A 14,543-nucleotide genomic window follows, 5' to 3' on the forward strand; every position below is an offset into this window, starting at 1 on the left:
GTAATTAAATAAAGTGTAGAATAAACTAGAATAGTATAAATTCAGGAGGATTAACATGGAATACCCACAATTAGATCTAAAGAATGCGAAAGGTCCAAAAGCTATAATTCAAACTAATCATGGAGATATTGAAGTTCAATTATTTGAAAAAGAAGCTCCAATGACTGTTGAAAATTTTGTTCGTTTAGCTAAAAAAGGCTATTACGATGGTACTACTTTTCATCGAGTAATCAGTGATTTCATGATCCAAGGTGGTGATCCAAAGGGTGACGGTACAGGTGGTGAAAGTATCTGGGGACATCCCTTCGAAGATGAATTTTCAAACAAATTATTTAATGTACGTGGTGCGCTCTCAATGGCTAATTCTGGTCCTAATACAAATGGAAGCCAATTCTTTATTGTTCAAAATAAGAATGTACCTAAACGGATGATTAAAGAAATGGATGCTGCAGGTTATCCAAAAGAATTAGTTAAGGCATATAAACAAGGCGGAACCCCATGGCTTGACGGTCGTCACACTGTTTTTGGACAAGTAATTAAAGGTATGGATGTTGTTGATGAAATTGCAAAGGTTCCGCGTGACAAGGCAAATGATAAACCAAAAGAAGATGTAATCATTAAGAGTATTCATATTGAAGATTAAACAATTTAAACATGGTCTAAATTGATCATGTTTTTAATTTGTTTTCATTATAATTTGGAGGTTAATCATGGGTATATTTTCAGATGAAAAATATCGTCCATCTGAATCACGTATTTTAGCTACAGCATTGACTTTTTCGGCGGGATTTATAGATGCCTATACTTATATTCAACGGGGACATACTTTATCTGCTGGACAAACAGGTAACGTAATCTTCTTTGCATCAGCATTTGCTGATCATAATATTGCAGGCATGTTAAACAGGGCAACAACATTTATTGCTTTTACCTTAGGATTGCTACTTGTTGGACTTTTCCATAAATATGTAAAAAGTAATTATTGGCGTGTATTCTGTTTATTTCCAATTTTATTTATTTGTTTAGGAGTTGGTTTTGTACCTAAAAACGTACCAAATTACTATGTAGTTCCCGTAATTGCGTTTGGCTTAGCGGTTCAGAATGCATCATTTAGTAAAATTGAAGGTATGGGGTATAATAATGCATTTACAACTGGCAACTTGAAAAAATCTGTAGTTGCTTGGAGTGCATATTTCTTTGGTGAGGATAAGTCACAGCATAACGCGGCTGTTAACTATATGTTTTTGGTTATTGCATTTGCACTTGGCGCAATTGTATCAGCATTGCTACAAAAGATCTTTGTTTTAAAAACTATTTGGTTTGCTGTTTTACTTTTAGGTGCAATCAATATTGTTTATACGATCTCTTTAAATAAAAGGAAAAAACTATCTTTTTCTAAAAATGAATAATAATTATTGATAGAGAACTTTGAGAACAATGAAACTCAAAGTTTTTTATTTACTTAAAAAAATATAAAGGAGAGTAGCTTGGCTAATCTTGAATATACTTCGTGTAATATATATTATGTAAAGTAATATAAAAATATCACATTTGTAGTTAAACTATGATCCACAGCCAACCATCAACCAGCTAATTATATATGTATCGTATATTACTTTAAAAAATTATTTTTAAATTTAGTAGCATTCTAATTAGAATGCATAATCTATTTTTTACAGTCAGAAATAATTTTACTTAACTTTATTTTTATCTATAATTACCTGAAAAATCTAAGCTAAAAGTTTTTTCCAATTAATTATATTAGATTATTAAAAAGCAATTTCTTTAGTGCTGAGATGACGCTTCTATGGTCTTTAAAATAATTATTGGTTAATAGTTGATGTACATCTCTTCTTATTCATGATATGTTTTTTTCTATCTAAGTCTAGTAAGCTTTTAATCTTGGATTATGTTAGTTCAGATATACTTAATACCAAGTTGAGTATTTCTTAAAATACCGAGAAGTATTCAAAATAAAAGGCAGAAAAAGAAATAAAACATAATCATAGTAAACTAGGTCATCGTATTTTATTACTTTTTATTACTATTGAGGGCATTTTAATTTATTTTCCTGTCAAAGACTCAAGGCTAGAAGTATCAATATTACGCATGGATCTATCATTAAAACAATAATTTTAATGATAGGTATAAGAGACTCTCCCTAAATATCAATGATTTGCTGATATATCAATATTTATACATTACATTTAATTATTATAAAATTCTATTTTTATCTTAGTAATTACACTTGATTAGTGTCTTCAAAATACTGAGAACGACAAAATCTCACCTAAAAAGTAACCAAAATGTGCCCATGAATTTACTTGATATTTACTGAAAAATAAATAACCTACTCTCCTATTAATTCAAAAAAATGTGTTTAGTTTTATACAAACTTATAACGCCTCAATTAGTAATATATAGCTCATAAACACTACTTCAATCAACTTTTAAGTATATAATCAGCTCGTTAATTATCGTAAAATTAGTAAAACTAATTTAAAATAACTTCTCAATTTAATAATTATTAAATCAACTTGAATTGTGCATTCCATAAGAAAAGTTTAGTTATTTTTCCTAACCGTCTATAGGTTAAATTCTACATTTTTTAGGTTATGATTTATTAATTTTTTCTTACCGAAGAAGACTCTCCCCTCTCTCCTACTTAGAAAAGATTAGGGGACAAGACTAAATTACTTAAATAAGATATAATATATACAAACCTACGTTCGAGGAGACTATAAATTGGAAACTAACAGATATTTAACCCTAATTAAACAAGAGCTGGCGAATATGCCTGATTTTGTAAAAGAATATAATCTTGGCACTAGCCATTCATTAACCACAACATACCAATATTTAACAGAAATTCGTCGTTTTTTTGATTGGCTGAGACAAAATAAAATATCTACAGCTTCTTCCAATAAAGAAATTGAACTATCAACACTAGAAGGCATGCAGCGAAATGATGTTATGCTTTATATTCATTATCTTAAGCACACAAAAAATCAACAAGGACGATTAAATTCACCTACTACAATTAACCGATCAATTAATGCTCTTCGTTCTTTATATAAATTCTTAACGATTACTTCAGACAACAATCATGGAGAACCATATTTTGATCGTAATGTCATGCTAAAAATTGATTCATTAAATGACACTAAAACGTTGAATTACCGGGCTCATGTTCTAGAATCTCATATGTACATGGGTGATTTAAAATATCAGTTTTTAGATTTTATTGAAAATGAATACGAGCATAAATGTAATAAACAGTCGCTACCTTCTTTCAAAAAGAATCATGAACGTGATATAGCTATTATTGCATTAATTTTAGGTACGGGAATCAGAGTTTCAGAATGCGTTGGTGTCAACGTTCGTAATATTAACTTAAAAGATGAAATGCTTGATGTAGTTCGAAAAGGTGGCCAAAAAGATAGTGTTCCAATTGCTGACTGGACTATTCCTTATTTAAAAAAATATCAAAAAATACGTACTGATCGTTATCATGCAAATAAAAACGATATAGCCTTCTTTTTAACTAGATGGCATGGAAAAACCAGAAGAATGACTGCGAATGCTGTTGAGAAAATGGTCAATAAATATTCTGCTGCTTTTGGAAAACCGCTAACCCCGCACAAATTGCGCCATACTTTGGCTAGTGAACTGTACGAAGTAACTAAAGATCAAGTTCTCGTTGCACAACAACTAGGGCAAAAAGGAACTACGGCTACTGACTTGTATACTCACGTAGATCAAAAAAAACAAAAAGATGCTCTCAATAAGATCAATAGACATAAGAATCAAGATTAATTTAAGTATAGTACTATTTTAATTATAATAAGTATGGATAGTTTATATTAAAAATGAGAGGCATCATTTATGGAGTTAAGGGTTTTAAGATACTTTCTGGCTGTTTGCGAAGAAAAAAATATATCAAAAGCTGCAAATTCTCTTCATATTAGTCAACCATCCTTATCAAGACAGTTAAAAAATCTAGAAGAAGAACTTGGTGTCACCCTGTTTTACCGAGGGCATCAAGAAATCACGTTAACCCAGGAAGGTTATTATCTTCAAGAACATGCTGAAGAGATTATTTCTTTAGCTAATAAGACACAACAAAATTTAAAACATTCTAAAATCATTTCTGGTGAATTATATATTGGAGCTGGAGAAAGTATTGCAATTAAGCGTGTGATGGATATTGTAAATAATATTGTTAAAAATTATCATCAAGTAAAAATTCATGTTTTTAATGGGAATTCTTCTATGATCGAAGGGAAAATTGAGCGTGGTATTTTAGACTTTGGAATTACAATGGGACAATATGATACGACTCAAAACTTTAATAGCCTTACACTTCCTGAAAATAATGAATATGGAATAATTGTAAGTAAAGATCATCCTCTTGCCAAGCAACCATATATTGTCCCTGAAGACCTTCAAAAATATCCACTTATTATTTCTAAGCATACAGCTAATTCTGATAACTTTAGAGATTGGTGTACTGATCCGCAAAAATTAAATATCGTAGCCACATTTAATTTACCTGATAATCTGCAATATCTAGTAGAAAAAGGACCATATTGCCTACTAATTTATAAAGATTTACTTTCACTTTCTCCGGAGAGCAACCTTTGTTTTATTCCACTTCAACCCAAAATAATTGATCATAATCGGTTAATTTGGAATTCAAGAGTTCAACTATCAAACGTTGCGCGTTTATTTCTTAAATTATTACGTAATTCTATAAAAAATGAAAAACTAGTTTAGTCCAGTAAAAAAGCTTTGAAATTCCAAATTGGATTTTTCAAAGCTTTTTAAATTATCTATTTCTAATGACTCTGACCTGATGCGGGCTGCTGATTATTTTGATTTTGTCCTTGTTGATTATTCGTATTATTATTTTGCGACTGTTGATTAGATTCTTTATTGTCTGTTGACTGGCTTGTTGTATTACTTTGACTTTGCGACTCTTGCTTAGCATCATTATGTTCTTCAGATTTACTACTTTGTGATGAGCTAGATTGCTGACTACTTGAGCTTGAACTTGATTGACTAGATTGAGAAGAACGTGAATTTTCTGAGTCTATATTGATATCAAAACTATCATCAGCTTTTGGATGGTACACTCTATGACTCTTCTTGGTAGAAGACTTCGATTTTAATGCGTTAGGAGTGCTTACTTTAATTGCATTGATTTCTGAATATGTACCCTCTTGAGAGATATTATAACCAGCATAGGCAAAGCGTAAATAGAATGAAAAGCTAGTCAAAACTAGGTGTCCACTTTTTTCTTTTAAAGTATATTCAACTTTAAGTCGTTTAAGCGCACCTTCGTTATCAAGACCTGAAGCATTACCTTTCAGTTTTTTAATGAGCTTTTTGTGGGTTTTATTCCAGAAACGTAAACTATTACCACTATAGCTAACACGATAAACAGAACCTGTTTTTTTAAGCTTCATATCACCTTTAATTGCTTTACTTCCACTTAAGATAATAGCTGGATCAAACTGGCTAACTACTTTGTTAGGCGTCATTGTAGATGAAGCCTTCCATTTTGGACTTCCAGTATTATCCCACATCTTCTGATATACTTTATCCTCATTTAGCCACATAGAAGTTTTATCTACTTTAGCTTGTGCTTTAAGTGGATCATTTTGATATTTGCCTGACCAAGTTCTAGTGGCTTCAATTCCTGGTGAATTTTTTACTTTAAATTTGTAACTCTTAAAATCAGTATTTAGTGCTTCAGCAATAATTTCTTTATCACTACTGTTACTTGTAGCAGAGTTAACAGTTGCGGGACTAGAATTTTTAATAGCGTTCGTATTTATCGCTAAAATCACTTGAAAGACTATAACTAATGCAAATCCTACACCAGCAACTAATCCTAATATTTTTAAAAATTTATTTTTCATTACTTTAGTTCACTCTCACTTTAGTTTTTTCTTTATTTATTAAAAAATAGGAAAGCAGCTCTAGCTCTCCTATTTTTTATATGATTATTTTTTACTAAAGTCCATTTTATCAATGTCTGCCATCCAAGTAATACCAAGAGATTTCTCTCCTAAATATGTGGCAATCACAGAACTAAAATTGAACATTTTGATGGTCATATTAGGGAAAGCGGCTTGAAAATCATCTTTAACCTTAGTAGCTTGCTCTAAATAATTTGAATTATAAACAGTTAACGCTATATTATCTTTAATTGGTGAATTATTAATTCTTTCAATAGTGATGTTTTCTGCTTTCTTTACTGCACGTTTCATCGAACGTACTTTATCAAAGCTTACAATTTGATAATCATCTTTTTTAAACGTTAATAGTGGTTTAATTTGAAGCATAGTACCAATAAAGGCGCTCGCATTACTTAATCTACCACCACGAACTAAATTATTTAAGTCATCTACAACAAATAAAACATCAATTGTATCTCTGATTTCATCAAGTTTAGCTAAAATCTCTTTAGGTTCCCAACCATTTTTAATCATTTTGGCAGCAGCAAGTACTAAGTTTCCCATTGAACGAACTGTCATTGCTGGATCATAAGGGTAAAGGTTAAACTCAGGATGAGTATGTGCTAAGTTAACTAAGCTGTTGTAGAAGCCTGATATACCTGATGTTAGTGGAATAGCAATAATTGCTTCATAGCCTTCATCTTTTAATTTTTGACATAATTCAAGCATAGTACCTGGACTAGGTTGCGAAGTCTTCGGAAAAGGTGCTCCATCGCGCTCTAACTCAAAAAGTTTTTCTGCAGTAATATCTATCCCATCCATATATTGCTTATCTCCAATGATAACTGGGATTGGTACTACAGTAATATCGTTGGCCTTGGCTTCTTCTGGGCTTATATCACTAGTACTATCTGTAATGAGTGCTATCTTCACGTGTGAAAACCTACCTTAAAATTAAAATAGCAGCATTAAGTTGCATGCTGCAATACTACTTATCAAAATGAAATTATATCATAAAATCAAATGTTTTTTAAATATAATCGTTGATTTATAACCCATCTGCCATTAAGTTGTTAACAACTATTTGCATCTTACTATCAAAATCTTGGATTTTTTCTTGACTCCAAGTAGAAAAAACTTGTGCCTCAATTTGTCTTAAAACATCCTTTAATTCTTGGGCTTTGGCTAGTCCTTCAGCATTCAAATTCAAAGATTTACTAGAATCCTTCTTTGAACGCTCAACTTTAATTAAGGCAGCAGTTTTTTTCTGCTTAATTTGTCTACTTAAGGTAGAAAGCGATATACTTAGTGCTTGTGCTAATTCCCCCATCGTCAACGTTTCATTTTGATGACGGTCAAAGAAAAGCAATAAACGAGTTTGAGAAAGGTTTAAACCACATTTTTTATTAATTGCCCGCTTAATACTTTCACTAACACTATTAAATATTAAGACATCCATTTTTATTTACCACCTATGCTTATATTTCCCATTTTTTCTAATCAACAATAATTCTAAGACATAATTCGAGTTTTCACAAGATTTGTGAAAATTTAACAATATTTGTGAAAAAATCACGTACTTACTAAACAAGGAAATATATAGTATTAAAGAGTATAATATATATACTATTCTTAAGGAGGACACTTATGGCTTTTGATGGTTTATTTATTCATAGTCTCTTAAAAAATCTCTCCCCCACTTTAATTGGAGGAAAACTTACAAAAATCTATCAACCATTCGAACAAGATTTAGTTTTAAATTTTAGAAAAGTTCGAAAAAACCAACGTTTATTAATTTCCGCGAATGCCCAGAATCCGCGGTTTTATATTACAACTGAGACAATTACTAATCCCGATGTCGCCCCTACTTTTGTTATGGTCCTACGTAAATACTTAGAAGGATCTATTCTTCAAGAAATTAAGCAAGTCGACGTAGAAAGAATTGTTAATTTTCATTTTTCTAATCGAAATGAGCTGGGCGATGAAATGCAGCTTATTTTATCAGTTGAGTTAATGGGGCGGCACAGTAATGTCATCTTATATAATGCAGATGACAACAAGATTATTGATCTACTTAAGAGGATCAATCCTGATGAAAACCGGGCTCGTTTATTACTTCCGCATGCATCTTATGAATTGCCACCACTTTTACCAGGACTCAACGGTTTTAATTTATCTTTAGATCAGTTTAATAATTTAAAGACAAAATATCCTGAACCAATGGATTTTGTAAAGCAATTTAACGGCTTAGATGGGGATGATAAAAAAGAATTTGCAGGATATCTAGAAGATGACTTTACCTATAGTTCCCTGCAAACATTTTTTAACCAATTTAATCGACCTAAAGGATATATCTTACAGACTACTAAGCATAAAGATCGAGTATATACTTACCTTCCCTATCATCTTGAGTTAAATTTGATTTACTCTAATGACGATATCAACAAAACACTTGATGATTTTTACCACGAGCAAGCGAATCGGGAATGGGTAAAGCAAAAGTCTAAAAAAATTGAAAATATCGTTAATAATGAACTTAAAAAGCTCAAGAAAAAAATTATTAAGTTACGCAAGCAATTAGATCAAGCTGAAAATTCTGAAGGATATCGGATTAAGGGCGAATTACTTAATGCTTATCTTCATGAGGTAAAACCTGGTATGGAAAGTATTGATTTGCCCAATTATTATAAAAATAATCAACCATTAAAAATAAAGCTTGATCCTGCTCTCTCTCCTGCTAGAAATGCTCAGAAATACTTTACTCGTTATCAAAAATTACGTAATTCAATTAAACATGTTAACGAACAAATAAAGTTAGCTAATGAAAATTTAGATTATTTTGAGTCTATTCAAACAGCAATTGATAATGCCGATCCTCAAGATATTGATGCAATAAGTGATGAATTAATTAATCAAGGATATTTGAAAGAACAAACCCATAATCGTCGACGCAAGAAGAAAATTAGTGAAAAGAATTTGAATACTTTCAAATTGAATGATGGTAAAAAAGTATTAGTTGGAAAAAATAATTATCAAAATGATTGGTTAACTTTAAAAAAGTCTGACAAACGTGATTATTGGTTCCACGTTAAGAATATGCCTGGTTCCCATGTAATACTGCAAGACAGCAATCCAAGCGATGAAGACATTAAAGAAGCTGCTGAAATTGCAGCCTACTTTTCAAAGGGAAAAACTTCAAGTCATGTTCCTGTAGATTATGTTCAGGTAAAAAGGATTAAGAAACCAAATGGTGCTAAACCCGGCTTCGTTATCTATACTGGTCAAAATTCAATTGAGGTAACACCTGATGAACAAGATGTTTTAAGTAAAAAAATATAAGAAAACGCTCAACTTATAGATTTAATTTTCTATAAATTGAGCGTTTTTATATACCCATCAGTTTACATAATTAATAATATTTAATTTTATAATGGCTGTGTAGTCATTGCTAAGGTTTCAAGCACTGTTAGTACGTCTTGAGCCGATTGTAAACTAGAAAAGACAGGAATATGAGTACTTAAAGCGGCATCCTTAATCATAATTGCATCATGACTAGCAGAATCGGATAAACTAGTAACGTTAATGACTAAATTAATGCGGTGTTGCTTAATTTTTTCTAGCAAACTATTGCTACCCTCTTGGACTTTTCCGATAATTCCAGTAGTAATACCTTCTTCAGCTAAAACATTAGCTGTCCCTTCAGTAGCTAATAATTTAAATCCTAACTGATGGAACCTTGCAGCTATTTTAATTGCATTTCGCTTTTCAGAATCCTTAACAGAAATAAATACGGTCCCATATGTCGAAATCATTAAATCACTACCTTCATATCCCTTAAATAAGGCTGTTGGTAAATGCTTAGCACGTCCAATTACACTTCCAGACGTCTTCATCTTGGAATCAAAGGTATTCTCACTTTGATAAGATAAATAAGAAAATACAGGCATTTTGACATGAATTAAGTTATTTGATGGCCAAATGTCACTAGGTAATTCTAATTCAGATAGTTTATTCCCCAAGAGAACTTTCATGGTAATTGCAGTAATATCTCTCTTCAAAGCTTTATTTAAAAAGGCTACATTATGCCCTGAATAACTCTTCATTTGCAATAAGTATATCTGATCATGAGCTAATAAAAAATGTAAATTAACTGGTCCTCTTAAATGTAATTTAGTTGCAATGCTAATTGCACTATCACGTAATCTACGTTGATCATTTGTTGACAAATTTTGTGGTCGATAAACAGCTATTGAGTCACTAGCATGTGATCCAGTTTGTTCGAAATGTTCAATAATTCCTGGAATAGTAACATTTTTACCATCAGAAATAGCTGTGACTTCGTATTTTTTCCCTTCAATGAACTTGGAAACTGTTATATGTTCCAATGAATTTTCAGCAATATATCTTTGTAAGGCAGGTAAATCAAAAACAACAGCGGACTTTTGTTTCTTACCATTGCTGGTACCACCGATCAAAGCTGGAAAACCATTGTCTTTTACAAAAGCAAAAATACTTTTTTCATTATCACATTGAAGAGCTGGAACAGGATTAACCCCAGATTGATATACTTCTTCAGCATGGTCTTCTTTTAGAATTTCTTTCAAATTAGGCTGCCCTAAAATCGTTAACCCATGTTCTAGAAGCTGAATCCGATACTGGTTAATTTGTTTACCAGAGAATTGAGTTACAACTTTAGTAATATTTTCTTTCCAAGCGACGTCTAAAATATTTTCTAAAGTAATTGGTTCAAAATAAACCCGGTCGCATACATCATAAGCTGCACTCACACTTTCAGGGTTATTACTAATAATCACTGGACTAATTCCCTGCTCTTTCAAAGTTTCTGCTGCATGATAGAGCATATAGTCGAATTCCCCAGTTAAAGATACCTGAAATGGTTTTAGCCCTAAAAGAAGGCATTTTTTTGAATTAGATAATGGTTTTACTTCATCCTCAATTCCGTAACTACTATAAACTGCCTTAATATTAGGATGTATTAATCCTGCTGTTCCATCAATTTCAATATAGCTTGGCTGAATTGACCATTTTGTACATAGATTAGCAATGGCCTTTTCTTCTTGTCCCGTAATTTCAGCAATTAAGCGATTAGAAAAACCATTCTTTTTTACTTTAAGTAATAAGTCAGGAGTTAGTTCATCCGCTTGCAACTTTTTTAATAAAATCAAAATATGATTAAACTTCTGCAAAAATACTAAATGAACATGTAAAAGTTTGTATAACTTGTGATAACTAATTCCTTTAGCTAAAGCTGCTAAAAGTGTTACTAAATGCATTTCATTAGGATGGCTTAAATCTTGCAGCAATTGTTCTTCACTTTTAGCACACTCTTTATTGAAAGTTGTTACATTATTAGAAAAACCAGTTGTTGATTGTAGCGCTTTTAAAAATGCACTTTCGAAATTACGACCTATTCCAAGTGCTTGTCCACCTGAAGTAGTTTTATTGTTTAAAGCATAGTGATTATAACCTGCTTCAGTAAATGACCAATAAGGCAATTTTACAAAGCAAGCGTCTTGTACTGGATCAACTGCCGCTGAAATACCAGACTGTGGATCAGTTATTTCATTTAAATTATATCCAAGTGCAATTTTGGCAGTTACATAGCCAATCGAATAAACACCGCTTCTATATGAAAGTAGACTAGTTTGAGTCAGGCGTGGCTTTATACTTAACACTTTATAATTAAAAGATTCACCACTTTGTTTAACAGCAAAATGAATACTTAATGCACCATGCAAGTTAAGGCAATTGGCAATTTTGCGACAACAATTTCGCAATCTCTGGATCTGATTGTTATTCCTAGTTAAAATAGGCGTAACTAGTAAGGAATCAGAAGAATTGATACCCACCGGCTCCAAACTGCCGGTATTGCCAACGAAACAAAAATTGCCATTATTATCACGGACAATATCAAAAATCAATTCTTCCCAATTAGATAGATCTTCACTTAATCGATAATCTTTCCAATTAAAATGATCGTCATTTTCTTCATCTAAAAAATATTGCTCTAATTGAGTTAGGTTGCTCAATGAAATCATATTGTCTGGACGATAATGCTGTTTTTTTGACAAAAGAAGTGGAAAGTGCGCATGTTCAACTATGCGTCTTAAATCGTCTTCTTTTTCTAAAATCCATTGATTTGCTACAGCAATCTTATTTGCCTTAAGAAAAGTATAAAAATTATGCGGTGTCGACAAACTTAAAGCCAAACTATTAATAGTTAATAGCTCAATATTCATTTGAGTTAAAATTCCGGATTCTAATAGCTCTTTAGTAAGCCTTAAGGCAGGCTTTCCTCCAAAAGCTGGAATAATTGCATCTGGCTTTTCCATTCGAATAATACGCTTCACAAAAGGAAGCGTCATTGGCTCGAGATAAACGTTTACATCTGGACGAGGATCAGTTGTTACTGTTGCTGGATTAGGATTGATTAGAACAACTTGAATACTACTTTCTTCAAATGCAGCTAAAGCCTGTTTAGCTAAAATATCTAACTCTGTAACTTCTCCAACAATACTTGGCCCGGCCCCAATCACAAGAACTTTATTAATTTCATTATGTAAAGGCATATTCTACTCCATCATATTCAAAAACTGATCATAAATGCTGGCTGCGTCAAAATTACCTGGCGAACCCTCTGGATTAAAAGCAGTTGCCAAAACTTTATCGTCTTTAATACTAAAACCAGCTAATAAATCTGACTTCAAGTCAAAATATTTACGTGAAAGATTTAATGATAAACTATCTGGAACAACTAGCTGATCAATATTCATTGCAGTTTGCCAAATTCGATTATTAGTTTGCTCAATAACGGGGAAATTACTGCCATTATAGGCAGGAATCAAGTCTAAAAGTTCTAAATTTAAGAAATTACTAATGGCAAGAAAGCCTAATCCAATTCCTAGAATTGGTAATTTTCCATAAAATTTATCAAAAACAGGCTTCAAAAAAGGTGCAACTTCTTCTACCCTACCTGGTCCATTAGAAATCACAATTGCATCTGCTCGTAAATTGATAATGTCATATATTGATGCATTGTATGGTAAAACAACACTATTAATTTTGCGTAATGAAAGGGATCGTAGCAATGAATGTTTTAGACCTAAATCAATTACAGCAACAGTTTTACCAACATTTGGTGCAGCATAGGGATGAGTAGTAGAAATTTGAGCTGTTTTATTTTTCGGCAGAACTAGCGCCTTAATTTGATCAAACGCATGAGCATCATCAGTATCCATAATGGAGGCTTTGATTACTTGTTTATTTTTTAGCTTTTGAACTAACGCCCGTGTATCAACACCATAGATTGCCGGTATTCTTTTTTCTTTTAAAAAATCATTTAAGTCTTGAAAAGTTGGATTTGCAGAAATATGAAAAGCAATGTCATTAGCAATTATTCCACGCACACTTGGATCGATTGACTCATAATCGATAGCATTAATACCACTACCACCAATCATTGGTGTTGTAAAAGCTAAGATTTTACCAAAATTAGCAGGATCTGAAATAGCTTCCTGATAGCCAAAATTACTAGTTTGAATGGCAAGTTCACCTGTAGCAGTAATCGGTGCACCAAAACCGTGTCCGGAAAATGCTGTGCCATCTTCAAGAATTAAATATCGTCTCATAAATCAATGCTTCACTTCTCGTCGTAAATTCTCTAATTGTTTTTCAAAAATCGCTGGTAGGGGTGCAGAAAACTCTAGCCATTTGTGTGTAGATGGTTGATAAAAGCCTAAAGTTTTGGCATGCAAAAATTGACCATGTCCTGCCAATGTTTTCTTAGGTCCATATAAAGGATCTCCAGCTAAAGGATGACCAATATATTTCATGTGAACTCTAATTTGATGAGTTCTCCCCGTTTCAAGAATACATTTAACTAAACTATAGTCTTTAAATTGCTCAAGCACAGTAAAATGAGTCACTGCAGCTTTCCCTTTAGGATTAACCGCCATTTGTTTCCGATTATTGGGATTTCTGCCAATCGGAGCATCAATGACCCCATTTTTGGTTTCAAAGTTACCATGAACAATTGCTAAATATTCTCTCTTATTTATTTTTTCTGCTAATTGCTTTTCTAAACTTTCACGAGCTTTATCGTTCTTAGCTACCATTAGTAGACCAGAAGTATCTTTATCAATTCGATGAACGATACCTGGTCGAAAACCTTCAGGACTATCAGCTAATTCATGAGTATGATATAGTAGACCATTAACTAAAGTATGATCAGGGTGGCCTGCTGAAGGATGAACTACCATTCCTTGCGGCTTATTAACTACAATCACATCAGCGTCTTCATAAACAATATCAAGATTTAAGTTTTGGGCCTCTAATGATAATGGCTTAGCTGGAGGGACAGTAATATCAATTGAATCACCAGCTTGCACCTTATAGGATACTTTCTCAGCCTTATGATTAACTAGGATGTTTTTATCATTAACTAGCTCTTTAATTTTTGTTCGGCTCAGATCTTTAAGCTTTTCAGCAATCACTTTATCTAAGCGTCCCTTTTCTTCTTCAATTACTAAGTGATAATTCTCAGTCATTTAACTCTTAGCC

At 32.2% G+C, this 14,543-nt stretch carries 11 protein-coding genes; 5 read left to right on the forward strand and 6 right to left on the reverse strand.

What is annotated here, in order from left to right; genetic code table 11:
• Window positions 1–55: 55 nt before the first annotated feature.
• The 4 genes from LGAS_RS04940 to LGAS_RS04955 all read left to right on the forward strand — a co-directional run bounded on the left by LGAS_RS04940 (window position 56) and on the right by LGAS_RS04955 (window position 4,776).
• A complete protein-coding gene (locus tag LGAS_RS04940; protein ID WP_003647299.1) occupies window positions 56–643 on the forward strand; it encodes a peptidylprolyl isomerase in 588 nt (195 codons plus the stop codon).
• Window positions 644–710: 67 nt separating this feature from the next.
• On the forward strand, window positions 711–1,409 hold the full coding sequence (locus tag LGAS_RS04945) for a YoaK family protein (RefSeq protein WP_003647298.1): 699 nt from the start codon (window positions 711–713) through the stop codon (window positions 1,407–1,409).
• A 1,336-nt stretch (window positions 1,410–2,745) separates the two neighbouring features.
• Window positions 2,746–3,816, forward strand: coding sequence for a tyrosine recombinase XerS (xerS, locus tag LGAS_RS04950; protein WP_003656212.1), 1,071 nt, complete (start codon window positions 2,746–2,748; stop codon window positions 3,814–3,816).
• A gap of 69 nt (window positions 3,817–3,885) precedes the next feature.
• On the forward strand, window positions 3,886–4,776 hold the full coding sequence (locus LGAS_RS04955) for a LysR family transcriptional regulator (RefSeq protein ID WP_003647296.1): 891 nt from the start codon (window positions 3,886–3,888) through the stop codon (window positions 4,774–4,776).
• Window positions 4,777–4,838: 62 nt separating this feature from the next.
• Here LGAS_RS04955 and LGAS_RS04960 read toward each other — a convergent pair whose 3' ends face one another.
• From LGAS_RS04960 to LGAS_RS04970, 3 genes are all read right to left on the reverse strand, one after another.
• Window positions 4,839–5,924, reverse strand: a complete 1,086-nt coding sequence (locus LGAS_RS04960) for a hypothetical protein (protein ID WP_003647295.1) — start codon at window positions 5,922–5,924, stop codon at window positions 4,839–4,841.
• An 84-nt stretch (window positions 5,925–6,008) separates the two neighbouring features.
• Window positions 6,009–6,896: a DegV family protein gene (locus LGAS_RS04965; protein ID WP_003647294.1), complete on the reverse strand. Its 888-nt coding sequence runs from the start codon at window positions 6,894–6,896 to the stop codon at window positions 6,009–6,011.
• A 115-nt stretch (window positions 6,897–7,011) separates the two neighbouring features.
• A complete protein-coding gene (locus tag LGAS_RS04970) occupies window positions 7,012–7,422 on the reverse strand; it encodes a MarR family winged helix-turn-helix transcriptional regulator (RefSeq protein ID WP_003647293.1) in 411 nt (136 codons plus the stop codon).
• A 188-nt stretch (window positions 7,423–7,610) separates the two neighbouring features.
• Between LGAS_RS04970 and LGAS_RS04975 the strand changes: the two genes are divergently transcribed.
• The gene (locus LGAS_RS04975; protein ID WP_003647292.1) at window positions 7,611–9,302 is read left to right on the forward strand and encodes an Rqc2 family fibronectin-binding protein; all 1,692 of its coding nucleotides are present in this window, start codon (window positions 7,611–7,613) and stop codon (window positions 9,300–9,302) included.
• An 86-nt stretch (window positions 9,303–9,388) separates the two neighbouring features.
• Here LGAS_RS04975 and LGAS_RS04980 read toward each other — a convergent pair whose 3' ends face one another.
• Genes LGAS_RS04980 through LGAS_RS04990 form a run of 3 tightly spaced genes read right to left on the reverse strand, consistent with a single transcriptional unit; the run spans window position 9,389 to window position 14,530 of the window.
• Window positions 9,389–12,553, reverse strand: a complete 3,165-nt coding sequence (locus LGAS_RS04980; RefSeq protein ID WP_011678896.1) for a carbamoyl phosphate synthase large subunit — start codon at window positions 12,551–12,553, stop codon at window positions 9,389–9,391.
• A gap of 3 nt (window positions 12,554–12,556) precedes the next feature.
• The gene (locus LGAS_RS04985; protein ID WP_003647290.1) at window positions 12,557–13,612 is read right to left on the reverse strand and encodes a carbamoyl phosphate synthase small subunit; all 1,056 of its coding nucleotides are present in this window, start codon (window positions 13,610–13,612) and stop codon (window positions 12,557–12,559) included.
• Window positions 13,613–13,615: 3 nt separating this feature from the next.
• On the reverse strand, window positions 13,616–14,530 hold the full coding sequence (locus LGAS_RS04990) for an RluA family pseudouridine synthase (RefSeq protein ID WP_003647289.1): 915 nt from the start codon (window positions 14,528–14,530) through the stop codon (window positions 13,616–13,618).
• Between the last annotated feature and the right edge of the window lie 13 nt (window positions 14,531–14,543).

Origin of the sequence: Lactobacillus gasseri ATCC 33323 = JCM 1131 (assembly GCF_000014425.1) — a bacterium.
Classification (GTDB): domain Bacteria; phylum Bacillota; class Bacilli; order Lactobacillales; family Lactobacillaceae; genus Lactobacillus; species Lactobacillus gasseri.

Bases quoted from the DNA above. Each gene is read 5' to 3' on its own strand.
- LGAS_RS04940 (WP_003647299.1), top strand. From the start codon at position 56: ATGGAATACCCACAATTAGATCTAAAGAATGCGAAAGGTCCAAAAGCT.
- LGAS_RS04945 (WP_003647298.1), top strand. From the start codon at position 711: ATGGGTATATTTTCAGATGAAAAATATCGTCCATCTGAATCACGTATT.
- LGAS_RS04955 (WP_003647296.1), top strand. From the start codon at position 3,886: ATGGAGTTAAGGGTTTTAAGATACTTTCTGGCTGTTTGCGAAGAAAAA.
- LGAS_RS04960 (WP_003647295.1), bottom strand. From the start codon at position 5,924: ATGAAAAATAAATTTTTAAAAATATTAGGATTAGTTGCTGGTGTAGGA.
- LGAS_RS04970 (WP_003647293.1), bottom strand. From the start codon at position 7,422: ATGGATGTCTTAATATTTAATAGTGTTAGTGAAAGTATTAAGCGGGCA.
- LGAS_RS04975 (WP_003647292.1), top strand. From the start codon at position 7,611: ATGGCTTTTGATGGTTTATTTATTCATAGTCTCTTAAAAAATCTCTCC.
- LGAS_RS04980 (WP_011678896.1), bottom strand. From the start codon at position 12,553: ATGCCTTTACATAATGAAATTAATAAAGTTCTTGTGATTGGGGCCGGG.
- LGAS_RS04985 (WP_003647290.1), bottom strand. From the start codon at position 13,612: ATGAGACGATATTTAATTCTTGAAGATGGCACAGCATTTTCCGGACAC.
- LGAS_RS04990 (WP_003647289.1), bottom strand. From the start codon at position 14,530: ATGACTGAGAATTATCACTTAGTAATTGAAGAAGAAAAGGGACGCTTA.